The sequence below is a fragment of the Geobacter argillaceus genome (assembly GCF_007830735.1).
GTDB lineage: Bacteria > Desulfobacterota > Desulfuromonadia > Geobacterales > DSM-12255 > Geomobilibacter > Geomobilibacter argillaceus.
Window position 1 is genome coordinate 14,623 of the sequence record NZ_VLLN01000028.1, and the last position, 23,290, is coordinate 37,912.

Annotated in this window: 23 protein-coding genes; 20 read left to right on the plus strand and 3 right to left on the minus strand. The window is 60.3% G+C overall.

Going from position 1 to position 23,290, the window contains the following annotated elements; genetic code table 11:
- Window positions 1–24: 24 nt before the first annotated feature.
- The 3 genes from JN12_RS20565 (at window position 25) to JN12_RS17145 (ending at window position 2,940) form a co-directional block, all read left to right on the plus strand.
- Window positions 25–174: a hypothetical protein gene (locus tag JN12_RS20565; protein WP_170242014.1), complete on the plus strand. Its 150-nt coding sequence runs from the start codon at window positions 25–27 to the stop codon at window positions 172–174.
- Window positions 152–1,345, plus strand: coding sequence for a M24 family metallopeptidase (locus JN12_RS17140; protein ID WP_145025007.1), 1,194 nt, complete (start codon window positions 152–154; stop codon window positions 1,343–1,345). Before JN12_RS20565 ends, JN12_RS17140 begins: the two co-directional genes overlap by 23 nt.
- A gap of 266 nt (window positions 1,346–1,611) precedes the next feature.
- Window positions 1,612–2,940: a citrate (Si)-synthase gene (locus tag JN12_RS17145; protein WP_145025009.1), complete on the plus strand. Its 1,329-nt coding sequence runs from the start codon at window positions 1,612–1,614 to the stop codon at window positions 2,938–2,940.
- Between the two features lie 91 nt (window positions 2,941–3,031).
- On the opposite strand, the gene amrA is transcribed toward JN12_RS17145, so the two are convergent.
- Window positions 3,032–3,580: an AmmeMemoRadiSam system protein A gene (gene amrA, locus JN12_RS17150; protein WP_145025011.1), complete on the minus strand. Its 549-nt coding sequence runs from the start codon at window positions 3,578–3,580 to the stop codon at window positions 3,032–3,034.
- Window positions 3,581–3,942: 362 nt separating this feature from the next.
- On the opposite strand from amrA, the gene JN12_RS17155 reads away from it, so the two are divergent.
- The 4 genes from JN12_RS17155 (at window position 3,943) to mtnP (ending at window position 6,693) form a co-directional block, all read left to right on the plus strand.
- Complete coding sequence (locus JN12_RS17155; RefSeq protein WP_145025013.1) at window positions 3,943–4,134, plus strand: hypothetical protein; 192 nt, start codon at window positions 3,943–3,945, stop codon at window positions 4,132–4,134.
- A 154-nt stretch (window positions 4,135–4,288) separates the two neighbouring features.
- Entirely contained in the window at window positions 4,289–4,702 is a 414-nt protein-coding gene (gene ndk / locus JN12_RS17160) for a nucleoside-diphosphate kinase (RefSeq protein WP_145025015.1), read from the plus strand.
- A gap of 63 nt (window positions 4,703–4,765) precedes the next feature.
- Window positions 4,766–5,827 (plus strand): 23S rRNA (adenine(2503)-C(2))-methyltransferase RlmN, encoded by a 1,062-nt coding sequence (gene rlmN, locus JN12_RS17165; protein ID WP_145025018.1) that lies wholly within the window; start codon window positions 4,766–4,768, stop codon window positions 5,825–5,827.
- Entirely contained in the window at window positions 5,824–6,693 is an 870-nt protein-coding gene (gene mtnP / locus JN12_RS17170) for an S-methyl-5'-thioadenosine phosphorylase (RefSeq protein ID WP_145025020.1), read from the plus strand. Before rlmN ends, mtnP begins: the two co-directional genes overlap by 4 nt.
- On the opposite strand, the gene JN12_RS17175 is transcribed toward mtnP, so the two are convergent.
- The gene (locus JN12_RS17175) at window positions 6,668–7,609 is read right to left on the minus strand and encodes an RluA family pseudouridine synthase (protein WP_246125906.1); all 942 of its coding nucleotides are present in this window, start codon (window positions 7,607–7,609) and stop codon (window positions 6,668–6,670) included. The genes mtnP and JN12_RS17175 overlap by 26 nt on opposite strands.
- Window positions 7,610–7,739: 130 nt before the next feature.
- On the opposite strand from JN12_RS17175, the gene JN12_RS17180 reads away from it, so the two are divergent.
- The 11 genes from JN12_RS17180 (at window position 7,740) to coaBC (ending at window position 18,158) form a co-directional block, all read left to right on the plus strand.
- Complete coding sequence (locus JN12_RS17180; protein WP_145025022.1) at window positions 7,740–8,657, plus strand: PfkB family carbohydrate kinase; 918 nt, start codon at window positions 7,740–7,742, stop codon at window positions 8,655–8,657.
- 134 nt (window positions 8,658–8,791) lie between these two features.
- On the plus strand, window positions 8,792–9,535 hold the full coding sequence (locus JN12_RS17185) for a tetratricopeptide repeat protein (RefSeq protein ID WP_170242017.1): 744 nt from the start codon (window positions 8,792–8,794) through the stop codon (window positions 9,533–9,535).
- Between the two features lies 1 nt (window position 9,536).
- Window positions 9,537–10,391: a helix-turn-helix domain-containing protein gene (locus JN12_RS17190; RefSeq protein WP_145025024.1), complete on the plus strand. Its 855-nt coding sequence runs from the start codon at window positions 9,537–9,539 to the stop codon at window positions 10,389–10,391.
- Window positions 10,392–10,404: 13 nt separating this feature from the next.
- Window positions 10,405–11,148 carry a GAF domain-containing protein gene (locus JN12_RS17195; RefSeq protein ID WP_145025026.1) on the plus strand — a complete coding sequence of 248 codons (744 nt, stop codon included), beginning with the start codon at window positions 10,405–10,407 and terminating at the stop codon, window positions 11,146–11,148.
- Window positions 11,149–11,205: 57 nt separating this feature from the next.
- Window positions 11,206–11,586, plus strand: coding sequence for a response regulator (locus tag JN12_RS17200; protein WP_145025028.1), 381 nt, complete (start codon window positions 11,206–11,208; stop codon window positions 11,584–11,586).
- Window positions 11,587–11,604: 18 nt separating this feature from the next.
- Window positions 11,605–12,048, plus strand: coding sequence for a universal stress protein (locus tag JN12_RS17205; protein ID WP_145025030.1), 444 nt, complete (start codon window positions 11,605–11,607; stop codon window positions 12,046–12,048).
- Between the two features lie 95 nt (window positions 12,049–12,143).
- The gene (locus tag JN12_RS17210; RefSeq protein ID WP_145025032.1) at window positions 12,144–13,337 is read left to right on the plus strand and encodes a hybrid sensor histidine kinase/response regulator; all 1,194 of its coding nucleotides are present in this window, start codon (window positions 12,144–12,146) and stop codon (window positions 13,335–13,337) included.
- Between the two features lie 26 nt (window positions 13,338–13,363).
- Window positions 13,364–14,950 (plus strand): NAD(P)/FAD-dependent oxidoreductase, encoded by a 1,587-nt coding sequence (locus JN12_RS17215; RefSeq protein WP_145025034.1) that lies wholly within the window; start codon window positions 13,364–13,366, stop codon window positions 14,948–14,950.
- A 114-nt stretch (window positions 14,951–15,064) separates the two neighbouring features.
- A complete protein-coding gene (locus JN12_RS17220; RefSeq protein ID WP_145025036.1) occupies window positions 15,065–16,174 on the plus strand; it encodes a 3'-5' exoribonuclease YhaM family protein in 1,110 nt (369 codons plus the stop codon).
- A gap of 96 nt (window positions 16,175–16,270) precedes the next feature.
- A complete protein-coding gene (locus tag JN12_RS17225; protein WP_145025038.1) occupies window positions 16,271–16,903 on the plus strand; it encodes an MBL fold metallo-hydrolase in 633 nt (210 codons plus the stop codon).
- A 49-nt stretch (window positions 16,904–16,952) separates the two neighbouring features.
- Entirely contained in the window at window positions 16,953–18,158 is a 1,206-nt protein-coding gene (gene coaBC, locus JN12_RS17230; RefSeq protein ID WP_145025040.1) for a bifunctional phosphopantothenoylcysteine decarboxylase/phosphopantothenate--cysteine ligase CoaBC, read from the plus strand.
- Between the two features lie 46 nt (window positions 18,159–18,204).
- Here the strand turns inward: coaBC and JN12_RS17235 are convergent, their stop codons facing one another.
- On the minus strand, window positions 18,205–19,107 hold the full coding sequence (locus tag JN12_RS17235) for a zinc dependent phospholipase C family protein (protein WP_145025043.1): 903 nt from the start codon (window positions 19,105–19,107) through the stop codon (window positions 18,205–18,207).
- 47 nt (window positions 19,108–19,154) lie between these two features.
- Between JN12_RS17235 and JN12_RS17240 the strand changes: the two genes are divergently transcribed.
- Together JN12_RS17240 and JN12_RS17245 are read left to right on the plus strand one after the other, a co-directional pair.
- Window positions 19,155–19,931, plus strand: a complete 777-nt coding sequence (locus JN12_RS17240) for a uracil-DNA glycosylase (protein ID WP_281287745.1) — start codon at window positions 19,155–19,157, stop codon at window positions 19,929–19,931.
- Window positions 19,932–19,934: 3 nt separating this feature from the next.
- Window positions 19,935–23,198 (plus strand): UvrD-helicase domain-containing protein, encoded by a 3,264-nt coding sequence (locus tag JN12_RS17245; protein WP_145025045.1) that lies wholly within the window; start codon window positions 19,935–19,937, stop codon window positions 23,196–23,198.
- Window positions 23,199–23,290 lie beyond the last annotated feature (92 nt).

A 23,290-nucleotide genomic window follows, 5' to 3' on the forward strand; every position in this document is an offset into this window, starting at 1 on the left:
GGTAACCGAACCGGAGATGCAGGCATGGTAAAGGCTATAGCGATTATTTGGGCACTGTTTCTCGTCCTGTTCGTAGCCATCGTCATTGAAGAGTCGTTTCTCGGTGGTCGTAGGCGCAGGCATTTGGAAAAAGTCGCGAAGGAGCAAAGAGATGCGGGTAACGCCGGTCACTGAACTGGAATTCCGATGCCAGCGGTTGCAGGAACGGATGGCCGGTGTCGGGCTCGATGCGGTCATTATCGTTCAGAATGCCGATCTTTTTTATTTCACCGGTACCACCCAGACCGGGAACCTGTATGTGCCGGCCCATGGCCAGCCACTCTATATGGTGCGTCGCGATGCCTTGCGGGCACGGATGGAGTCGGGACTCCGGGAGGTGCTCCCGTTTGGTTCCATGAAGGACATCCCCCGCATTCTGACCGAGTATGGCTATCCGGTGCCGAAGCGGATCGGCCTGGAGATGGATGTGTTGCCGGTTACCTTTTATGATCGGTATCGCACTGTGTTTCCCGAGGCCGCGTTCAGCGATGCGACCCCGCTGATCCGCCTGGTGCGGATGATCAAGAGCGCCTATGAGATCCATCTCCTCAAGGATGCCGCCGATCAGGTGCACAAGGTCTATCAGCGGGTCTCCGAAGTTGCCCGTGAGGGGATGACCGATCTTGAGCTGACGGCCGAGCTGGAATACGTATCCCGACGGGAAGGGCATCAGGGACTGGTGCGGATGCGAGCCTTCAATGGCGGGCTGGTCTTCGGCCTCACCTGTTCCGGCGCGGACAGTGCCGTTCCAGCCTACACCGACACTCCACTGGGGGGGCTTGGTGTGGGACCATCCTTTGGCCTGGGGGCGAGTTTCAAGCCAATAGAACGGCACGAACCGATTGTCGTGGATATCTCCGGGTGCTGCGATGGGTATTTTGTCGACCAGACCCGCATTTTCTCCATCGGGGGGCTGTCCGCGAAGCTGCGGAAGGCCTACGACGATATGGTGAAGATCCAGGAGCGGATGAAGGAACTGGTGCCGGCCCGGCCATCCTGGGGAGAGGTGTATGACGAATGTCGTGCCATGGCCGTCAGTATGGGGCATGGTGAGTCCTTCATGGGGTTGATGGGGAGTCAGGTTTCCTTTATCGGGCACGGCGTTGGCATTGAAATCGACGAATACCCGTTCATCGCCCGGGGGATCGGCGACCAGTTCTTTGAACCGGGGATGGTCTTTGCCTTTGAGCCGAAGGTGGTCTTCCCCGGCGAAGGGGCGGTGGGGATCGAAGACACCTTTTATCTGGCCGACGACGGCCTGCTCAGGCAGCTCACCCACTCGCCCGCCGAGTTGGTGGTGCTCTGAATTGCTGAATAATAAATTTTTGTTGATCTTAATTTGGTACGATGCTATATGTGAGCAAAATTTTGTATACAGTATCCGTAAGAGATAACGCACCTCCCCCTAAGAGCGTCCTGCTCGTCCTTAATGACCGTTTTATCTGGTCGCAGTGCATACAGCTTTACGGTAGCATTCATGAAAACAGAAAGGAGGGAGTTCACTCGTTTCGGTTAGTCTGGAGAAGTCTCAGCACGGCACCCACCATCATCCATGAAAGGAGAGCACGCACCATGGCACTTAAGGAAACGCTTAAGCAGAAGATTGAGGAGTTCCGCCCCCGTACCACCCGGCTCACCAAGGAATTCGGCAAGGTCATCATCGACCAGGTCACCATCGACCAGTGCATCGGTGGCGCCCGTGACATCCGCAGCCTCGTAACCGACATCTCCTACCTCGATCCTCAGGAAGGAATCCGCTTCCGTGGCAAGACAATTCCCGAGACCTTTGCGGCGCTCCCCAAGGCAGCTGGCTCCAACTACCCGACAGTCGAGTCTTTCTGGTACATGCTCCTTACCGGTGACGTGCCGACACAGGCTCAGGTTGACGAAGTAGTTGCCGAGTGGAAGACCCGCCAGAACGTTCCTCAGTACGTGTTTGATGTAATCCGCGCCCTGCCGCGTGACAGCCATCCGATGGTAATGCTCTCCGTCGGCATCCTGACAATGCAGAAAGACTCCAAGTTTGCCGGTTTCTACAATTCAGGCAAATTCAACAAGAACATTGCCTGGGAATATGTTTATGAAGATGCGTGCGATGTCGTTGCCCGTATCCCCATCATTGCCGCATTTATTTACAACCTCAAGTATCGTGGCGACAAGCAGATTGCCATCGATCCGACGCTTGATATGGGTGCAAACTTTGCCCATATGATAGGTCAGAAAGAGGAGTACAAGGATGTTGCCCGTATGTACTTCATCCTCCACTCCGACCATGAGTCGGGTAACGTTTCCGCTCATACGACTCACCTGGTTCACTCTGCCCTTTCCGATCCTTACTATGCATACTCTGCCGGCCTCAACGGTCTTGCCGGCCCTCTGCACGGTCTTGCCAATCAGGAAGTTCTCGACTGGACCCTTAAGTTCCAGGAGAAGTACTGCAAGGATAAAGAGCCTACCGCAGAGCTGATCAAAGCTGCACTCTGGGATACTCTCAATGCCGGTCAGGTCATCCCGGGTTACGGTCACGCCGTTCTACGCAAGACCGATCCGCGCTACACCTCACAGCGCGAGTTCTGCCTGAACACTCCGGGACTCAAAGACTATCCACTCTTCAAGGTTATCTCTATGATCTTTGAAGTCGCCCCTGGCGTATTGACTGAGCACGGCAAGACCAAGAACCCCTGGCCGAACGTTGATGCACAGTCCGGCGTCATCCAGATGTACTATGGCCTGACCGAGTTCGAATTTTACACCGTCCTCTTCGGTGTGGGCCGCGCCCTGGGCTGCATGGCTAACATTACCTGGGACCGTGGTCTCGGCTACGCTCTTGAGCGTCCGAAGTCGGTCACCACGGCAATGCTTGAGAAGTGGGCTGCCGAAGGCGGCCGCCAGCTTTCCTAGTCAGTGGCCTGTTGTTGGAAAAAGGGGAGATGCCTCGGCGTCTCCCCTTTTTCCTTTTTCTGCATGGTAACGGCGAGCCAGCCGTTGATTGTCAGTTGTCGCTGCAAATGTCTGCGCTGAAGATGTAGATCGTGACGCCGTCTTGCCATTCGTCAGGTCTGAGTCCGGCCTTGAGGCAGGTTTGCCGGAGAAACGTCTCCCGGTCCCAGCCGAATTCGGTTGCCACCTGGGGAAGAAGCACCCCCCTGGCGATATTTTTCTCCATGTACAGCCCGTGGGTTCCGACAATGATTTCATCAATGGAATCGATCTTTTTGAGAGGTGAGAGGACCGAAATCTCCAGATGGTAGTCCGCCAGGTCGGCCTGTTTCATCGGATAAAACCGCGGGTCCCGGGTTGCGGCGGAGACGGCCATTTCCTGAACCGTCCGGTTGAGAGGTTTGTCGGAGGTAAAGGTTCCTATGCAGCCGCGCAGGGCGCCGTCCTTCTTGATGGTAACAAAACAGCCCCGTTGCTCATCAAGGGCTGGATACGCTTCCGGAAGTGCAGAAACCGTCTTGTTGGTGACGTAGGAATCGATTGTCGTGCGGGCGATGGCGAGGAGGAGTTGCTGGTCCTTGCGAGAAAGTTTGTCGGACATTTACTGCTCCTTTGATGAAGGGTTGCCAATGGATTGGCACTCTAATACATTCTGCCGGAGTTTGGCAAGTGGAGAGAGTGAGGCACCTATTCTGACTGTGCTGGCTGCAGATGATTGGTGAAGGGTGGTTAAGCGGCTTGTTGAAAATCGTCTCGATTTTCCATGGAACGCCTACTGCATTAATGATAATTATTTACGTATACAGTATGCGTGGTTTGTTTAACTTCTCGAAATAATTGTGGATATTTTTTTTAAAAAAATATTGACATTTCCGGGGAAGCTAGTATATTTCCTCTTCGTTGTGTGAGCTACCATACGCGATGCGTACTTTTGGTAACCAAAAAAAAGAGGAGAATGTAACGATGAAAAAGATGATCTCTCTGGCACTGTGTCTGACCCTGGCCCTTTCTTTTGCTGCCGGTTGCAAGAAGAAAGAAGAAGCTCCGGCTCCGGCTCCGGCTGCTGAAGCTCCCAAGGCTCCTGAAGCTCAGAAGCCGATGTCTTCTGCCAAGGCTCCGGAAGCTGCTCCGGCTGCCCCTGCTGAGAAGAAGTAAGGACTTTCCCCTCACGGGGAGCAAAATAGCCCACGGCAATCCGTGGGCTATTTTTTTGTTCGCGCATATTTGAAGCCACTTGACAGAAACGAATGCCACATGGTAAACGGCAATATTCGGTTAAATTACCTTTAGTAACTGCGTGGAGGAATAAATGGAAAGAACATTTGCCATAATCAAGCCCGATGCGGTGGAACGCAACCTCAGCGGCAAGATTCTCACCAAGATCGAGGATGCCGGATTTCGCATCGTCGGGATGAAAAAGATCCACCTGACCAAGGCCCAGGCCGAAGGCTTTTATTACGTTCACAAAGAGCGTCCGTTCTTTAACGATCTGTGTGCCTTCATGTCCAGAAGCCCGGTGATCGTCATGGCCCTGGAGAAAGAGAACGCCATTGCCGACTGGCGGACCCTGATGGGAGCCACCAACCCGGCCAATGCCGAGCCCGGCACCATTCGCAAGGAGTTTGCCAAGAACATCGAGGAGAACTCGGCCCACGGGTCCGATGCCCCGGAGACGGCCGCTTTTGAAATCCCTTACTTCTTCAGTGCCTTGGAGCTGGTATAGTTGGCACCAGCAGCGCCGTATCCATTGAGCCCTTCTCCGGAAGGGCTTTTTTCGTAGGAGACCATGTCGAATCTCGCTGATCTTAAGAATTTTACCCTTCCCGAGCTGGAACGGTTTCTTGCCGGCAAAGGGAAGGAGCGCTTCCGTGCCACCCAGATCTTCAAGTGGCTCTACCAGAGGGATACCTGTTCTTTTGCCGAAATGACCAACCTCTCCAAGGATCTGCGCCTGGAACTGGAAGAGACCGCCTTTGTCAGCAGCCTGACACCGGAGACGGTGGAGGTGGGGGACGACGGCACCCGCAAATACCTCTTCATCCTGGCTGACGGAGAAGCGGTCGAGTCGGTCCTGATCCCGGACGAAGGGCGCAATACCCTGTGCATCTCCTCCCAGGTCGGGTGCGCCATGGCGTGCGAGTTCTGCCTCACCGGCACCTTTCATCTTACCCGCAACCTGACGACAGCGGAAATCGTCAACCAGGTCTGTGCGGTGCGCCGTGATGCCGATATCCGCAATATCGTGTTCATGGGGATGGGGGAACCGCTCCATAACCTGGACAACGTGGTCCGGGCGATCCAGATCCTGATGGATGGCAACGGTCTGCAGTTCTCCAACCGACGGGTGACGGTTTCCACCAGCGGCTTGGTACCCGAGATGATTGAGCTGGGTCGGCGGGTCACGGTCAATCTGGCAGTCTCCCTCAATGCCACCACCGACGAACTGCGCAACCGGATCATGCCGGTGAACCGCAGGTATCCCCTGGCCGAGCTGCTCAAGGCGTGCCGGGCATTTCCGCTGCCGTCGCGGCGCAAGATCACCATTGAGTACGTCATGCTCGGCGGGGTCAACGACACGCTGGACGACGCCAGGCGGCTTCTGCGGCTCATCAGCGATATCCCCAACAAGGTGAACCTGATCCCGTTCAACGAGCACGAAGGGTGCGATTTCAAGTCCCCGACTCGCGCGGCCATCGACGCGTTCCACAAGTATCTGATCGACAGGCATGTAACCGTCATCACCCGGGACAGCCGGGGAGGGGATATCTCGGCGGCGTGCGGACAGTTGAAAGGGAAGCTGGAGAAGCGAAGAAGTGTGAAAAGTGAAAACGGAAAGGAGGCACCATGACTGAACAGGCAATAGGGGTAATCGGCGGGAGCGGACTGTATGAGATGGAGGGATTGGCCGAGGTTACGACGGTGCGGGTGGAGACACCCTTTGGCGAGCCGTCGGACGAGTTCGTTACCGGCATTCTCAACGGGGTGCGGATGGTCTTCCTGCCGCGGCATGGCCGTGGGCATCGCCTGCTGCCTTCGGAGGTGAACTACCGGGCCAACATCTACGGCATGAAGAAGCTGGGGGTTGAGCGGATCATTTCAGTGTCCGCGGTGGGGAGCCTTAAAGAGGCCATCGTGCCGGGTCATATCGTAATTCCCGACCAGTTCATCGACCGGACCAAGGGGGTCCGCGCCGATACTTTTTTCGGGAACGGGGTCGTGGCCCACGTGGCTTTAGCGGATCCGGTCTGCGCCCAGCTTTCCAATGTCCTGTTCGACGCAGCCCAGCGGGCCGGAGCAACGGTTCACAAAGGCGGTACCTATGTCTGCATGGAGGGACCGGCCTTTTCCACCCGGGCCGAGTCGTTCATGTACATCGGCCTCGGGGCCTCCGTCATCGGCATGACCAACCTGACCGAGGCCAAGCTGGCCCGGGAAGCGGAGATCTGCTACGGCATCATCGCCCTCTCCACCGATTACGACTGCTGGCATGACGCCCATGAGGACGTGTCTGTCGAGGCGGTGATCCAGATCATCAAACAAAACGTTGCCACGGCCAAGAACATCATCCGCCATGCCGTGGCCGATATCGCGGCCGAGCGGAGCTGTCCCTGTGCCTCGGCCCTGCGGTACGCGGTTATCAGCGACCCGAAGGTGATTCCTGCCGAGACGCGGCAGAACCTGGACCTGCTTATCGGGAAATATCTGCCAGGCTGAGGTGCGGCAGCGCTGCGAGGAGTTCGCCGCTGGAGGGACCGGCGAGCGTTTTCAGGGTCGAAAGGAAGCCAGGGGGGAGCGGGGCAGTAATGCCCAGCTCCCTTTCGTTTTCCGGATGCCGGAGCGTGAGGAGAAAGGCATGGAGGAGGTGTCCCTGATTATCTGGGAGCGTCGGTCCACCGTAGCGGCGGTCACCGATGATCGGGTGCCCCAACTGCTGGAGATGGCGGCGGAGCTGATGTGTCCTGCCGGTCAGGGGGACCAGTGCCAGGAACGCTTCGGTTGCACCCTGGAACAGACAACGGAAATGGGTCACCGCTTCCTTGCCGGCCAGCGGGGAAGTGATAATTCCCGCGTCCGGCAGCTGGCCCGGGACGATGGCCAGGTACAGTTTGCCCAGCCCCACCTCTTTTACGAGTCGGCCGAACATGCCGGCAGCAAGGGAGCTTTTGGCCAGGATGATGGCACCGGACGTTCCCCGGTCCAGGCGGTTCACCGGCCGGAGTCGGCAGGGGGTACCCCGTAGTTCCAGAAACCGTTCGGCAACGGCCAGGAGGGTCGGTTCGTCTTCGCCGGTCCGGTGAACCGGCAATTCCGGCGGTTTGTTGGCGACAATGACCCGTTCGTCCTCGTAGAGAATATCGAGAAGCGGTCGTGTCGATGCCAGCAGTTCCCTGGTCCGGGCACTTTCCTTCATCGCGATATGGTCGCCGCTTACCAGCAGGGTTGTTGCCGTGGCTGGCTGGTCGTTTACCAGCAGGTGGCCGCGGGTCTGAAGTTTGCGGAGATAGGCGGCGGGAGCCGTAGGGAGCACGGTGTGCAGCCAGCTTTCAAGCTGGCGGCAGTGATCGGATTCGGTAATGGAAAAGCTCAGCATGGAAGGACTATACCCGTTCCGGGCTGTCAGGGCAAGCATGGGTATGCCCAGTTCACGAACCAGTAGTTAGCACTTGACCTGATCTGGAAGGCACAGTATACCATGTGTCGGGGCTGAAACCTTTCCCAGTAAAGGCCAGTGCCGATTCTGCACGATCAAGGAGATTGGAATGGGAGTACTGGTTGTCGGTTCCGTGGCTATCGATTCGGTTGAGACCCCGTTTGGCAAAGGGGAGAGTGTTCTGGGCGGGTCAGCGACCTATTTCGCCACTTCGGCCAGTTTTTTCACCGACGTGAATCTGGTGGGGGTGGTCGGCGAGGATTTCCCCGAGGAACATGTGGCGTTTCTCCGTTCCCGGAACATCGACCTGCAGGGGCTGGTCCGTGACCAGGGGAAGACCTTCCACTGGAAGGGGCGCTACGGCTTCGACCTGAACGAGGCCCAGACACTCGAAACCCATCTGAACGTCTTTGCCTCGTTTCGTCCCCGGGTGCCGGAGGCGTATCGGGATGCCGAGTACCTGATCCTGGCCAACATCGATCCGGAACTCCAACTGGAGGTGCTGCGTCAGGTCCGGCAGCCGAAGGTGGTCGCCTGCGACACCATGAATTTCTGGATATCGTCCAAGCCGGAGGCGCTCAAAGAGGTGGTGGCCAAGGTCGACTTTCTGATCATCAACGAGGGAGAGGCGCGGCAGCTTTCGGGCGAGGTCAACCTGGTGAAGGCGGCCCGCTCGATCCTCGCCCTCGGGTGCAAGAACCTGATCATCAAACGGGGGGAGTACGGGGTGCTGATGTTTGCCGGTTCTTCGGTGTTTGCCGCGCCGGCCTACCCACTGGAAGAGGTCTTTGATCCGACCGGAGCAGGAGATACGTTTGCCGGCGGCTTCATGGGGTATCTGGCCAATACCGGCAACCTTTCCGAGGAGGGCATCCGCCAGGCCATTGTCTGCGGCAGTGTCATGGCCTCCTTTACGGTGGAGGACTTCAGCCTGAATCGTTTGAAGCGGCTGGCATACCCGGAAATCGAGGCCCGTTATCGGAGCTTCAAGGGGATGACCCATTTCGAGGGGCTTGCCGCCGGCTAACGTGCCGGAAGTCCCACCGGATTGACACTGTCGGGCGAATCTGCTAGGGTGCCGCACGCATGCTGTGAATTTGCTCATAGGGAGGCTCGCGGCCGGCGCGTTCAGTGGCCTGCGCACCGGGGAAACCAATGGATATGTGCCGTTTTCTGTTTCCAAGCATAGCGCTTGCCCTGATGCTCACCGCCTGCAGTATGACCGCGACTGCCAGGAATCAGGCATCCTACCATTTTCAGATGGGGCAGTCCCATCTGGCCGAAAACAATATCACCGGGGCACTCGTCGAGTTCACCCAGGCCGAGTCGCTTTCTCCGGATGACCCGGAGCTCCTCAATTACCTGGGGCTGACCTATCTGCGCAAGGGTAAGTTCGAGATTGCCGAGCAGAAATTCCGCCGGGCCCTGGCGCTGAAGCCGACGTATACCGACGCCAGGAATAATCTGGGGCTCGTATTCCTGGAGACGAAGCGCTGGGACGAGGCGATCTACCAGTTCAAGCTGGTGACCGAGGATATTTTCTATCTCGACCAGGCCGCTGCGGCCATCAATCTGGCCATTAGCTATTCGGGCAAGGGAGAGTTCCAGCAGGCGCTGGCCATTCTCCGGCCGCTCGTCGCTACCTATCCCCGTGATCCCCGGGCCCGCCTGAACCTCGGCAAGGTCTACTCTTCGCTCGACAAGCTCGACCTGGCCGTTACCGAATACCGGAAGGCGATCGAACTTTACCCCGATTATGCCGCAGCCCACTACAACCTTGCCCTGGTCTACCTGAAACAAAAAGATAACAGCGCCGCCCGCGCCTCCTTCCGGGAGGTGGTGCGGATTTCTCCCGATGCCGAGATCGGGCAGTTGTCCCGTGAGTATCTGGACCTCACGAAGTGAGATGACGGTGTCTGAGTCGCCGGATCTATACCATGCCAATGGCCGGGTCGGAGCCACGCTGCGGGAGCTCAGGACTTCCCGCGGGATAGCCCTGGAAGAGGTTGCCCGGGTAACCAGGATCGGCAAGGGCTATCTCCTGGCCATTGAGGAAGACCGCCTGGACAAGCTCCCGAGCGGTGCCTACAGCCGTGGCTTCATTCGTCAGTACGCCCAGTTTCTCGGGTTGGGAGAGGCCGAGATCGCCGCTCTCCTGGACCCGCCTCTGCCGGAATCGGGAGACAACGACCGTAGCGATCAGGGGAAACGTCCTCCCCGCCGGCAGCCGGGAGGGGCGAACACGGCACGGAACTGGCTTCTTCCCGCCCTGCTGTTGGTCCTTATCGTGTTGATAGCCCTGGTGACCGGCGACCGGCGGCCAGGACCGGTGGTACAACCGACTGCCACGGTTGATCACCCCATCCCGGCAGTGGTGGCGCCCTCAGCGACGCAGCCGCGACAGCTTGCCGTCACCAGTGCCCGCCGGCACCAGGAGCAACCGGTTGCGCCGGCCGCCGGTTCGCAACCGGTGGCAGGGCAGCAACCCCGGGGGGAGTCCCCAAGCGAAGGAGTTGTGCTCCGGCTCAAGGTGGTTCAGGACAGCTGGCTCACCATTACCATCGATGACGCCATGTCCCAGCAGTACGAACTCAAGAGCGGGGATGTCATAGAGTGGAAGGGCGAGCGCAGTTTCATACTGGACGTGGGTAACGGCGCCGCTTTTGAAGGAGATTTCAACGGCAAGCCGATCCAGTCGCTGGGTGAGGCGGGAAAGCCCGCCCATCTGGTGCTCAGGGCCAAGGCTCAAAACGCCCCATAAGAGGAGTTTCGCTATGCAAGTGGTTGCACGGTGTCGTAAATGCGGCAAGGTAATGAAGAGTGTGCGGATCGATAACTACCGGGTGAAGATGACGTGCAGTTGCGGCTTTTCCGACTTCAGGACGATGACGGAACGGGTCAAGACGGTCAATCCCTTTTTCCAGAAGGCAAGCTTCACTCCGTTCCTCGAGGACGAAAAAGGTAAAATGGTCCTGACCATGCAGCGGGCCAACCGCGAACACCTGGAAATCATCTCCCTGGAAGAGATCAGCATGCTCGTTTCCTCTGATTTCGAACTTCCGCAGGTCTTGCAGCAGATGGCCAGCAAAATGGCCGCCCAATTGAAAGTCAGTGTCTGCAATCTGTACCTCATGGAGGGGGACGAATTGGTGCTGGCCGCCACGCACGGCTTCGATCCATCCTTTGTGGGTAAAATAAAGATTCGGCTCGGTGAGGGAATCACCGGCAGCGTGGCGCGGGACAGGCAGTACATCTCGCTGGACAGGGCATCCAAGGATCCGCGGTACGTAAACTTCGAAGAGCTGCAGGAAGAGAAGTACAATGCCATGCTTTCTTTTCCCATTGCCGACAAAAGCGATATCTACGGGGTCATCAACCTCAATAGCACGTCCATAAAGACCTTTTCCGAGGACGAGATCTATTTTGTCTCCATCATCTCCAACCTGATTCTGACCGCGATAAAGCTGCGCCGCACCGTTGCCCTCGGGAAGGCGACTGCCGCCGCATTGGCCACTTGACACCGGCAGATGCCATGCTACACTCCATGCGTTATGCGCTATTCATTGAAGAGTTGTGTGGCAAAACAGGCAAAGAGAATTCTCGTGGTGGACGATGAAGAGAACGCCCGCATAGGGCTTTCACGGCTGCTGGCCCAGGAAGGATTTCTGGTCGAAAGCGTTGCCAACGGCTACGAGGCGCTGGACTATCTCCGGCAGCAGGATGTGAACCTGATCGTTACCGACATAAACATGCCGGAAATGAACGGCATCGCCTTTCTCCGGGAACTGAACAAGCATTTTCCCAAGAGCAACGTCATCATGATCACCGCCTACGGCGGGGTGGAATCGTACATAGAGGCGATGAATCTGGGGGCATTCGAGTATATCAACAAGCCGGTGAAGATTGACGAGCTCAAATCGATATTGAAAAAGATCTTCAAGGAGACGACCCATTAAGGGCCAAAGGGGGCTGTTATGAAGGAGTTCAAAACCATCCTTTTTGCCAATGACTTTGCCGAGACCTCGGAAGAGGTGTTCGACTATGCCCTCAGTCTGGCACGGAAATATGGCGCCAAGCTGCTCATCGTCCATGTCATCAACGAGCCGGTGGACCTGCGCGGCTTCTATGTCCCGCATATCTCTTTCGAGAACCTGGAAAAGGAGATCGTCGAAGGGGCGGAAAAGATGATGGAAAAGTTCTGCCGCACCAAGGTAAAGGATTTTGCCGACCACGAGACCATGATCCTCTCCGGTATTCCCTATGAAGAGATCATCAAGAAAGCCGAAGAGGCCCGGGCTTCTCTCATCGTTATGGGGACCCATGGCCGTCGCGGGTTGGATCATATGCTGTTCGGCAGCACCGCCGAGCGGGTCGTGCGCGGCGCCGGCTGCCCGGTCCTGACCGTCCGTCTCCCCTAAGGATTCCACATGCTTGAAGTTTCGATCCGGAATGGGCAGCCTTTGCTGCCCTTTTCTATGCCCGCGACAACCGCTGCTGACAGGACCTGATAGCAATGCCCAGGGATGGAAAAAAGAAAAAGTCGACACTGCTCGTCATCGACGATGAGCGGGTTATCCTCGATCTCACCTCGATAATTCTCCGCAACCGCGGGTATCAGGTACTGACCGCCAGCGATGCCACAACCGGCCTGGCGCTGGTGGAGGAGTCCCGACCCCAGCTGGTCCTCCTGGATTACATGATGCCGGGGACGGACGGCCTCACGCTGCTGCGCCAGATCCGGTCGACCTATCCCGACACCTATGTCATCATGTTCACCGGCAAGGGGAGCGAGGAGATTGCGGTCGAGTTGATGAAGGCGGGGGCTTCGGATTACATCCTCAAGCCGTTCAACAACCAGAACCTTGCCGACCGTATCGACGGGGTGCTCAGGGTCAGGGAAGTGGAACTGCATAACCGGGAACTTCTGGCCGAACGGGAGCGGTTAATAGCGGAGATCGAGCACTGGAACCGCGATTTGGAAGCGCGCGTACAGGAAAAGAGCGAGGCGCTTCAGCGTGCCCAGGTGGAGATCGTCCAGTCGGAAAAGCTGGCGACCCTCGGCTACCTGGCGGCCGGCATGGCCCACGAAATCAGGAATCCGCTCAACTCCATCAGTCTCTTCGTCCAACTGATCCGGAGCGGTCTGGAAGAGCACGAGCAGCAGGAATACATCGAAAAGATCCTCAACGAGGTGGACCGGATCGACGGCATACTCCGCAAACTACTGGATGCGGCCCGCCGGCCCAAGTACGAGATCAGCGATGTGCAAATCGACCGGTTGGTCGATCAGGTGCTGGAGATGTTCCGCCCCCAGATTGATCTTCAGGGTATCCGGGTTGTCCGGGAGTTCCGGACGATTCCCGACGCACTCAAGGCCGATCCGTCGGAAATCGAGCAGATCTTTACCAACCTTTTTCTCAACTCGATCCATGAAATGCCAGCCAACGGGACACTGACGGTGCAGCTCGACTGCGACGACCAGGATGTTATCATCCGGGTGCGGGACACGGGAAAGGGGATTCCGAAAAAACACCTGCCCAACATCTTCGATCCGTTTTTCACCACCAAGAGCAAGGGGACCGGCATGGGGCTTTCGGTGGTCTTAAGGATCGTGAAGAACTACAAGGGGAAAATAGAAGTGGAACAGTCCGGTAGCCATGGCACCACCTTCTGCATCAGGCTCCCGCGAGTTGGCGTGGCCAGTTAATCGACGAACACCCAATCCTGATTTTCATGCCTTTTATCCTGCGCAATCTCAACCTTCCTTTTGACCATCCTGCCGAGGCCCTGGCCGTAGCCGTCTGCGCCCGCTTCTGCCTGCCTGCCGACGCACTCCTGGCGCTGAAGGTGCTCAAGCAGGGGCTCGATGCCCGGAAAAAGCCGCGTATCAAGGCGGTGTATACGGTGCAGTTCAGCGTTGCCGACGAACCTGATTTTTGGCGGTCACACGGAGATGATCCGGACCTGGATGTGGCACCCGAACCGGTCCGGAACGTGTTCCCAACGGTGCAGCAAGAGGGGCGGATTGTGATCGTCGGCATGGGGCCTGCCGGCCTTTTCGCCGCCCTGCGCCTGACCGAATACGGTCTCAGCCCCATCGTTGTCGAGCGGGGTCGGCCGGTTAGCGAGCGGCTGCGGGATGTGCAGACCTTCTGGGGCCGGGGAGTCCTGGACCCGGAGAGCAATGTCCAGTTCGGCGAAGGGGGGGCCGGCACCTTTTCCGACGGCAAGCTGACCACCAGGGTGCGCGACCCGAATCTGGGATATGTGCTGGAACAGCTGGTCAGGTTCGGCGCGCCGCCGGAAATCATGATCCAGGCAAAGCCCCATATCGGCACCGACCGCCTCCGGGAGGTGGTGAGCGGCATCCGTACCCACCTCCTGGCCTGCGGGGCTGACATCCGTTTCCGGTGGCGGTTGACCGGCCTGCTGACCGATGCCGGCCGGGTGCGGGGAGTCGCCGGCAGCGACGGCAGCGAGGAGTCGTGCGACTTTCTGGTGCTGGCTCCGGGACACAGTGCCCGGGACACCTACCGGCTGCTTGCGGAGAGCGGGGTCGCCCTGGAACGAAAGCCGTTTGCCGTCGGGGTGAGGGTGGAGCACCCCCAGGAGCTGATCAACCGGATACAGTACGCCATTGCCGGCCATCCGCGGCTGCCGTCGGCCGACTACCGGCTGGCATACAACAACGCGAACGGCCGTTCCGCCTACTCGTTCTGCATGTGCCCCGGCGGGGTCGTGGTTGCCGGTGCGTCAGGCCCGGGCCAGGTGGTGACCAACGGGATGAGCAACCTGAGCCGCAATGCCCCGTATGCCAACAGCGCCCTGGTGGTGAACGTCCGGGAGGAGGATTTCCCCGACAGTTCGCCCCTGGCCGGAATCGCTTTCCAGGAGGCACTGGAGAGCCGTGCATTCCTGGCCGGCGGGGCCGGGTATCACGCCCCGGCCCAGAATCTCCTGGCGTTCCTGGGGCGGAAGGGGGCGACAGCCTGCCGCTCTACCTACCGGCCGGGGGTGGTGGAGGCGGAGCTTGCCGCCGTGCTTCCCGGTTTTGTCACCGACACCCTGCGGGAAGGGCTGATTGCCTTTGAGCGGCAGATGCGCGGGTTTGTCACTGCCGAGGCGACCCTGGTGGGGGTGGAGAGCCGGACCTCCGCTCCGGTCAGGATACTGCGGGGCGGCGACCTCCAGTCGGTGAGCCTTCGGCGGCTCTACCCGGCCGGCGAGGGGGCGGGCTATGCCGGCGGTATCATGAGCGCCGCCCTGGACGGTATCCGGGTGGCGGACGCCATAGCCCGGGAAATAGCCGAACAGTCATGATCAGCGATCAATCCTTGCCACGGACCCTGTCGATCAGTATTATGCGATGAGAACGCCAAAGAATGAGCACTCCGTCGATGCCCATGGGTGTATGACGGTAGCAAAGGACAGTCAATGCGCAAGATTTTCGTGAGCAGCATCAAGGACCGTGACCAGGTGGACGAACTGTTCCTCGTCAAAGAAAAGATCACGGCCATGGCCAAGAACGGCAAGCCGTACCTGACCCTGCGGCTCATGGACAAGACCGGAGAGGTCGACGCCAAGGTCTGGGACAACGTGGATCAGATCGGATCGCTCTTCGAGAAGAACGATTTCCTGGCAGTGCGGGCCAAGGCATCCGTCTACCTGGGGAAGCTGCAGCTGGTCATCTCGGAACTGAGGCGCGTGCCCGACGAGCAGGTGGCCCTGGCTGACTTCCTCCCCGAGACGCCGCGGGACATCGAGGAGATGGCAGCAGAGCTGCTGGCGCTCCTGGAGACCCTGACCAACCCCCATCTCAAGGGGTTGCTCAACGCCTTCTTTGCCGATCCTGAATTCATGGCCCTGTACAAGATGGCACCGGCAGCCAAAGGGATGCACCATGTCTATCTTGGGGGGCTCATGGAGCACTCCCTGGCGGTGGCCAAGCTGGTGGACGCCATTGCTCCCCTGTATGCCGGCCTCAATCGGGACCTCCTGGTTGCCGGCGCCCTGCTGCACGACGTGGGCAAGGTCCGGGAGATGAGCTATGTCCGGGCCTTTGACTACACGGACGAGGGGAAGCTGATCGGCCATATCACCATCGGCGTGGAAATGGTTCACGAACGGATTGCCGGCCTTGCGGACTTCCCCCGCGACCTGGCCATGCTCGTCAAGCACCTGCTTCTCTCGCACCACGGTCAGTACGAGTACGGTTCTCCCAAGCGGCCCAAGACCCTGGAGGCGACGGTTCTCAACTATCTGGACGACCTTGATTCCAAGATCAACGGCATCAGGACCCATATCCAGAAAGAGATCGACCCGCAGGCCCGCTGGACTGCCTATCACCGGCTGTACGACCGGTATTTCTACATGGAGAACTGCATGGAGGACGAGGAGTATCTCCCGCCGGTTGTCGAGCCTGTGCCGCCAGCCGCGCCGGCCGAGCCCAGTCCGCCCCGGACCGAACGGCCGCGACCGGACGGGTTCAAGAACTCCCCCTTTGCGGCGTTGCAGGGGGAAAACCTCGACCTGTTTTCCCGGTAGATGGTTTCGGCACGCCACCGCCTGCTACTGCTCTTTTTCCCCCTCCTGCTGCTCGGCAGCGGCGGAGGGTGTCACTTCAACAACGCGAGGAGTCCCATGATATTCGAGACCATTGTTGTCGGCCAGTTGGGGGTCAACTGTTTCATCCTGGCCGATCAGGAGACCAAAGAGGGGGTCGTCGTCGATCCCGGCGCCGATACTGAGCGGATACTGGCCGTTATCAGGGCCAAGGGGCTGACGATCCGTTACGTCATCAATACCCATGGTCACTTCGACCATATGGGGGGGAACCGCCGGCTGCTGGCCGAGACCGGAGCCACCCTGATGATCCACGCCTCCGATGAACCGTATCTGTCCAAAGCCGCCAGTTCGGCTTCCGCCTACGGCCTTGCCACAGAGAACTCGCCATCTCCCGGCACTCACCTGACAGAGGGACAGAACATCCGTTTCGGTAGTCACGAGATCCGGGTGATCCACACCCCGGGTCATACGCCGGGCGGCTGCTGCCTCTATCTGGCGGCAGAGGGTATCCTTCTCTCTGGCGACACCCTTTTTGCCGACTCCATCGGCAGGACCGATTTCCCGGGAGGCTCGTATGACGATCTGGCCGCGTCGGTCAAGGGAAAACTCTTCACTCTGCCCGATGCCACCAAGGTCTATCCGGGGCACGGCCCCATGACCACCATCGCCCACGAAAAGGCCCACAATCCGTATCTGGGGAGTAAGTGAGACGTTCCAAGCAGTTCTCAACACAACTACCTAGCCAGGAACGAAAACCATGCTCAAAGACAAAGAGATCGTCCTCGGGGTGACCGGCGGGATCGCCGCCTACAAGGCAGCCGAACTGGTCCGCCTCCTGAAGAAGGCCGGTGCCGTGGTGCATGTGATCATGACCCGCTCTGCCCAGGAGTTCGTGACCCCGCTCACCTTCCAGACCCTTTCCGGCAATCCGGTGCACACGGAGCTCTTCAACCTGATTGCCGAACAGGAGATCGGGCATATCTCCTTGGCTGACCGGGCCGATCTGTTCATCATCGCCCCCTGCACGGCCAATGTCATCGCTAAGATCGCGAACGGGATCGCCGACGACATGCTCACCACCACGGTCATGGCCACCAAGGCGCCGGTCCTGATCGTGCCGGCCATGAATGTCAACATGTACCAGAACCCCCTCTACCGCGCCAACGAGGAGCGCTTGCGGCAGCACGGCTACCGGTTCGTCGCCCCGGTCCGGGGGGAACTGGCCTGCGGCTGGGAGGGCGAGGGGAAGATGCAGGAGCCGCGGATCATCGTGGAGGAGGCCGTGGCGGCAACCACTCGTCGCGATCTGGCCGGACTTAAGGTTCTGGTGACGGCTGGTCCGACCATGGAAGAGATCGACCCGGTCCGCTATGTCAGCAACCACTCGTCAGGGAAAATGGGCTTTGCCATCGCCCGTGCCGCCCGGCTACGCGGCGCCGAGGTCACCCTGGTGGCCGGCCCCACCTGTCTGGAGGCGCCGTGGGGGGTGGCAACCGTCAGCGTGACCAGTGCCCTGGAGATGCGGGAAGAAGTCCTGAAACTGGCAGCCAATGCCGATGTCATCATCAAGGCCGCGGCCGTGGCCGATTACCGGCCGGCGACGCGGGCCAGCAACAAGGTGAAGAAAAAGAGCGACCAGCTGACCATCGATCTGGTGAAGAATCCCGACATTCTGGCCGAACTGGGGGCGCGGAAGGCGCCGGGGCAGTGTCTGGTCGGTTTCGCCGCCGAGACCGCCGACCTGGTGGCTCATGCCCGGCTGAAGCTGGAGGGAAAGAATCTGGACCTGATCGTGGCCAACGATGTCTGTGCGCCGGGAGCCGGCTTCTCGGTGGACACCAACATCGTGCGCCTGCTCTACCGGGACGGCAGGGATGAGGAGTATCCCTGCCTGCCGAAGGACGAGGTGGCGGGAATCATTCTGGATCGGGTGAAGAGAATCAGGAGCGAGGAACGAGGATGAAGGTTGCGAAATTTGGAGTAAGTGGCTAGGGTTTCCTCGAACCTCTTTACCCCGACAGCACCTGCAGGAGCAGCTTCGGTTCGCAGATTGCCGACCGCATCTTGCCCTGCATCTCGCCCAACTGCTCAAGGGCCTGCTCCTTGGTGATCTTGCCGCTCCGGTACAGGAGCCGCAGGTTTTTCCGCACTGCTTCGGCTGTTGCCAGTGCCCGTTCGCCGGTTGGGTCGGCGCGGAAGAAGCGGGCATCCTCGCCGTGTGCCAGGATGTCGAATACCGCTTCCCGGGCCAGGGTCAGAAATTCGTCCTTCTCCGCATCCTCCAGGGGGAAACGGGAGGTGTCGTTGATGGTCTGGAGCACCTGCTGCCACTTCTCCAGGCGGCTCACCAGCAGGATGGAGTTGAAGATCCGCTTGTTGGTCCCGAAGGAGAAGAGGGTGTCCGAGAGGACCCGCCGCAGCATCCTGTCGTTGGCCTCGAAATGCTCCCTGGCCACCATTTTCCCCGTCTCCCAGATCTCCCGGTCCACCATCCCTTCGAAGCGCATCTCCCAGTAGGCGTGCTTGAGGGTCAGGGAGGAGAAGCTCTCCATGGTTTTCATCGGCACATAATAGTTGTGGGCCACCGTGTCGGCCGCCAGATGGGAGAGGTACCCGTAGGCACAGGCCTTCTGTGGGTCCGGTCCGGCCTCTTCCAGGATCTTCAGTCCCATGTTCCAACGGTGACAGTGGAGCAGATAGTGGGTGAATTTCTTCCCGATCGTGATGTCGGCGGCGATGCAGCCGTAGAGGAAGTCGTTGGGGTAGGCGCTGATGATGGCGGCAACGGCCGGTCGAAGCAGGTCGAGGTTGGCGAGGGCAACCGTCCCCAGGTGAAGATGGATGCCGGCTCCCCAGGCGAAGGCGTCTTGGGGCAGGGCGATGAGTACGAACAGGACAGCCAGAGACATCATGATTGAGCATCATAGGGAAAAGTTGCAGTAATGTAAAGGAGTTTGCCGTGTCGGATCATGAGGAACTGCTGGCGGAGTTGCGGGCACTGCGGGGGTATGTTACGGAGCTTGAGGAGAGCGGGATGGAGCTGATCCCCCTGGATCAGGCCGAACCTCCTCCCGAGATGGTTGAATCCGTCGTTGTCCCGATTGCGGCCGAGTCGGAACCGGTCTACGCACCGGCGCCAGTGACGGAGCCGGAGGGATTGGACAGCATCCGGCGCGAGTTGGGGGAGTGCCACCGCTGCCAGCTGGGGGATGGGCGGACCAACCTGGTCTTCGGGGTGGGTAACCCACGGGCGCGGCTCGTCTTTGTCGGCGAGGCCCCGGGTCATGACGAGGATCTGCAGGGGGAGCCGTTTGTCGGCGAGGCCGGGCAGCTCCTGACCAAGATCATTCAGGCCATGGGGTTCCAACGGGAGGAGGTCTACATCTGCAATGTCCTCAAGTGCCGGCCGCCGGGAAACCGCAACCCCCAGCCGGCCGAGATCGAACAGTGCCAGCCGTTTCTGCTCCGTCAGGTGCAGGCCATTGCCCCGGCAGTGATCGTGGCGCTCGGCACCTTCGCGGCCCAGACGCTCCTCGCCACCAAGGAGCCGATCTCCAAACTCAGGGGACGTTTCCACGATTACCACGGCATTCCGCTCATGCCGACCTTCCACCCGTCGTTTCTCCTGCGCAACCCGGCCATGAAGCGGGAGGTGTGGGACGATATGAAGCAGGTGATGCTGCGGCTGGGGCAGGAACTGCCGACGAAGCCGGGCTCCGGCGGCGGGGAACGGTAGCCCATGGACTACATCGCCGACCTCCATATCCACTCCCCCTTTTCCCGGGCCACCAGCCGGGAGAGTACCCTGGCCGGACTGGCCGCCTGGGCGCGGATCAAGGGGATTCAGGTCGTCGGCACCGGCGACTTCACCCATCCGGGCTGGCTGGGGATACTCAAGGAAGAGCTGATACCGGCCGAGCCGGGCCTTTTCCGCCTCAGGGACGAGACGCGGCTCGTGTCCCCCCTGCCGGGAGTGGCGCTGCCGGTCGCCCCGGTCCGCTTCCTCCTCACCGCCGAGGTGAGCAGTATCTACAAGCGGTCTGGCCAGGTAAGAAAGGTCCACAACCTTCTCTACGTCCCGGACTTTGCCTCGGCCGAGCGGATCAACGTAAAACTCGCCGCCATCGGCAACATCGAGTCGGACGGCCGGCCGATCCTCGGGCTCGACAGCCGCGACCTGCTGGAGATCCTCTTGGAACAGGCGCCGGATGGGTTCCTGGTGCCGGCCCACATCTGGACCCCCTGGTTCTCCCTCTTCGGCTCCAAGTCGGGTTTCGACGCCATCGAGGAGTGCTACGGCGACCTGACCCCTCATGTCTTTGCCCTGGAAACCGGGCTCTCCTCGGACCCGGAAATGAACCGGCTGATCTCGGCCCTGGACCGCTTCAGCCTCATCTCCAACTCCGACTGCCACTCCCCCCAGAAGCTCGGCCGCGAGGCGAACCTTTTCGATACCGGTCTCGACTTCTATTCCATGCGCGACGCCATCAGGGGGAACCGGCGCGAGACCTTCTTAGGCACCGTCGAGTTTTTCCCGGAAGAAGGAAAGTATCACTTCGACGGCCACCGGGACTGCAAGGTCTGCCTCGACCCGCATGAAACCCGGAGACTGGGGCTGCGCTGCCCGGTCTGTGGCCGGCCGGTCACGGTCGGAGTGCATCACCGGGTCATGGAACTTGCCGACCGGGAAGAGCCGCTCTATGGGCCGGACGCGCCGGGCTTCAATAGCCTGATTCCGCTCCCGGAAATGCTCGGCGAGCTGCTCGGCGTCGGTCCGGCCGCCAAGGAGGTGATGCGCCAGTACGCCCGGATCATCGAGCGTTTTGGCTCCGAGTTCGGCCTCCTCCTGCGGGCGCCGCTCGACGAGATCGCCCTCCATGCGCCGCTCCTGGGGGAGGCGGTAAGGCGGGTCCGGGACGTAAAGGTGATCCGTCAGCCCGGGTACGACGGTGAGTTCGGCGTGATACGGGTTTTCGAAGAGGGGGAACTTGAACGGCTGGCCGGCCAGGGAAACCTGTTCGGTGACAACGCGCCCCGCCGGGGACGGAAGAAGAAGGTCGATACCGGTCCGCTGCCGCCGGTGGCAACCCGCGGGGGAGATGTCGGCCTGGCCGAGCCTACAGCCAGCGGGCCCAACCCTGAACAGGAGGAGGCGATCAAGAGCGCTGGGGAAAAGATCCTCGTCGCCGCCGGACCCGGCACCGGCAAGACCTACACCCTGGTGGCCCGCCTGACATCCCTTCTGGAGCAGGGTGCCGACCCTGCCCGGATCTCTGCCATCACCTTCACCACCAGGGCGGCCGATGAACTGCGCGCCAGGCTGGTGGCTGCGGTTGGACCGGCCGGCGAGGGACTCTTCGTCGGTACCTTCCACCGCTTCTGCCTCGACTGGCTGAAGAAGGGGGTCCCGGAGTTGACCGTGGTCGGGCCGGAGAGCCGCGAGCGGCTCCTGAAGCGGCTCTTTCCCGAGCTCAGCGCCACCCGGCGGGAGGAGATCATCGGGGAGATCGCGGAGTTCGTGGAGCGTTACGGCATTGATGGGACACTGCCGGGAACGCCGGAGCCGATCCGACGTTACTTCGGCGAACTGGCCCGGCTGAAGGCGATCGACCTGGACGGGATCATCCCCACCTTTGTCAGGCGTCTCACCGCGGATGCCGACTTGCAGGGGCGGGTGGCCTCACGGGTTGGTCATCTCTTTGTGGATGAGTTCCAGGACCTGAACGCCAGTCAGTACGCGCTGGTAGAGCTTTTGGCCGGGCCTGCCCGCCTCTTCGCCATCGGCGACCCCGACCAGGCGATCTACGGTTTCCGCGGCAGCGACTTGAATTTCTTCTTCCGCCTCGCCTCCCTCCCCGGGACCAGGGAGCTCTCCCTGGTCCGCAACTACCGCTCTGCGCCGGTCATCATCGAGGCCGCCACTGGCGTCATCAGCCACAACCGGCAGCGCAGCAACCTGCCGCTCACGGCTGCCGTGACAGGGGACGGGGCCATCGAGCTCCATACTGCGCCGACCCCGGCGGCAGAGGCCGAGTTCATGGTCCGTCGGATCGAGGAGCTGATGGGCGGGGTGGAGAGCTTCTCCCTCAACTCAGGCCGCGGCGGCGACCAGGAGGGGCGGGGGCGGAGCTTCGGCGACTTCGCCATCCTCTGCCGGCTCGGCAAGCAGACGGAGGAGATCGGCCTGGCCCTGGAGCGGCGCGGAATCCCGTTCCAGCAGGTTGGGGCCGTCCCGTTCTTCATGGGGAAGGACCTCAGGCCGGCCTACCGGTTCATCCAGGCAGCAGCAGGTTCGGAGGATATTGCCGACTGGCTGCTCCTTGCCTCTGCGCTCCCCGGCATCGGTCCAGCCACCGTGGATCATCTGGAGGCGTCGCTCCCCCTGAGCGGCGACTTCTTCGCCCTGCTGACCGGGGTGGAGATCCCGCCGGCGGCCCTGACCGCACTGGGCGGGCTTCGCCATGCGCTTCAGCGTTTCCGCGAGGAACTGCCTGCGACCGGAATTGCCTCTGCCCTGGCCGGTGTGCTGGAGTTTCTCGGCATCGACGGGACCGAAGGTGCTGCGAAGCGGCTGGTTACGCTCGCCGCCAGCTTCGGCAGCGACCTTTCCTCCTTCGGCAACCACCTGCGCCAGCTCTCCCTGGCCACACTCTATGACGAGCGTGCCGAGGCGGTGGCCCTCATGACCATCCATGCCGCCAAGGGGCTGGAGTTTCCGGTGGTCTTCCTGGCCGGGGCTGAGGAGGGGCTCCTCCCCTGTACCCTCATGGGAAGGGCGGACATCGAGGAGGAGCGGCGACTGTTCTATGTCGGCCTCACCCGCGCCAGGGAGCGGCTGGTAGTGACAAGCTCGGCCATCCGGCCGTGGGCGGGGACCGGGCCGCGCCAGCTCTCCCGTTTCGTCGGTGAGATTCCGGGACGGCTCGTTACCAAGGCCGGGGGGCGGAGCGGAAAGGGGCCGGAGAAGGCCGGGAAGGATGCGGGGCAACTGGAGCTGTTCTGACGCCAGAGGGCAAACCTTGACTGCAATGGAACGCGGATGGACACGGATCGGAACGGATTCACGCGGATTTGAAAAATTTATCTCTTTATCCG

What these genes read in the sequence shown, in the direction of transcription:
- JN12_RS17205 (WP_145025030.1), top strand. Translation starts at nt 11,605, where the DNA reads ATGAAGGAGTTCAAAACCATCCTTTTTGCCAATGACTTTGCCGAGACC.
- JN12_RS17155 (WP_145025013.1), top strand. Translation starts at nt 3,943, where the DNA reads ATGAAAAAGATGATCTCTCTGGCACTGTGTCTGACCCTGGCCCTTTCT.
- JN12_RS17185 (WP_170242017.1), top strand. Translation starts at nt 8,792, where the DNA reads ATGTGCCGTTTTCTGTTTCCAAGCATAGCGCTTGCCCTGATGCTCACC.
- JN12_RS17190 (WP_145025024.1), top strand. Translation starts at nt 9,537, where the DNA reads ATGACGGTGTCTGAGTCGCCGGATCTATACCATGCCAATGGCCGGGTC.
- JN12_RS17195 (WP_145025026.1), top strand. Translation starts at nt 10,405, where the DNA reads ATGCAAGTGGTTGCACGGTGTCGTAAATGCGGCAAGGTAATGAAGAGT.
- JN12_RS17180 (WP_145025022.1), top strand. Translation starts at nt 7,740, where the DNA reads ATGGGAGTACTGGTTGTCGGTTCCGTGGCTATCGATTCGGTTGAGACC.
- JN12_RS17215 (WP_145025034.1), top strand. Translation starts at nt 13,364, where the DNA reads ATGCCTTTTATCCTGCGCAATCTCAACCTTCCTTTTGACCATCCTGCC.
- ndk (WP_145025015.1), top strand. Translation starts at nt 4,289, where the DNA reads ATGGAAAGAACATTTGCCATAATCAAGCCCGATGCGGTGGAACGCAAC.
- coaBC (WP_145025040.1), top strand. Translation starts at nt 16,953, where the DNA reads ATGCTCAAAGACAAAGAGATCGTCCTCGGGGTGACCGGCGGGATCGCC.
- JN12_RS17225 (WP_145025038.1), top strand. Translation starts at nt 16,271, where the DNA reads ATGATATTCGAGACCATTGTTGTCGGCCAGTTGGGGGTCAACTGTTTC.
- JN12_RS17145 (WP_145025009.1), top strand. Translation starts at nt 1,612, where the DNA reads ATGGCACTTAAGGAAACGCTTAAGCAGAAGATTGAGGAGTTCCGCCCC.
- mtnP (WP_145025020.1), top strand. Translation starts at nt 5,824, where the DNA reads ATGACTGAACAGGCAATAGGGGTAATCGGCGGGAGCGGACTGTATGAG.
- JN12_RS17235 (WP_145025043.1), bottom strand. Translation starts at nt 19,107, where the DNA reads ATGATGTCTCTGGCTGTCCTGTTCGTACTCATCGCCCTGCCCCAAGAC.
- amrA (WP_145025011.1), bottom strand. Translation starts at nt 3,580, where the DNA reads ATGTCCGACAAACTTTCTCGCAAGGACCAGCAACTCCTCCTCGCCATC.
- JN12_RS20565 (WP_170242014.1), top strand. Translation starts at nt 25, where the DNA reads ATGGTAAAGGCTATAGCGATTATTTGGGCACTGTTTCTCGTCCTGTTC.
- JN12_RS17210 (WP_145025032.1), top strand. Translation starts at nt 12,144, where the DNA reads ATGCCCAGGGATGGAAAAAAGAAAAAGTCGACACTGCTCGTCATCGAC.
- JN12_RS17220 (WP_145025036.1), top strand. Translation starts at nt 15,065, where the DNA reads ATGCGCAAGATTTTCGTGAGCAGCATCAAGGACCGTGACCAGGTGGAC.
- JN12_RS17245 (WP_145025045.1), top strand. Translation starts at nt 19,935, where the DNA reads ATGGACTACATCGCCGACCTCCATATCCACTCCCCCTTTTCCCGGGCC.
- rlmN (WP_145025018.1), top strand. Translation starts at nt 4,766, where the DNA reads ATGTCGAATCTCGCTGATCTTAAGAATTTTACCCTTCCCGAGCTGGAA.
- JN12_RS17140 (WP_145025007.1), top strand. Translation starts at nt 152, where the DNA reads ATGCGGGTAACGCCGGTCACTGAACTGGAATTCCGATGCCAGCGGTTG.
- JN12_RS17175 (WP_246125906.1), bottom strand. Translation starts at nt 7,609, where the DNA reads ATGCTTGCCCTGACAGCCCGGAACGGGTATAGTCCTTCCATGCTGAGC.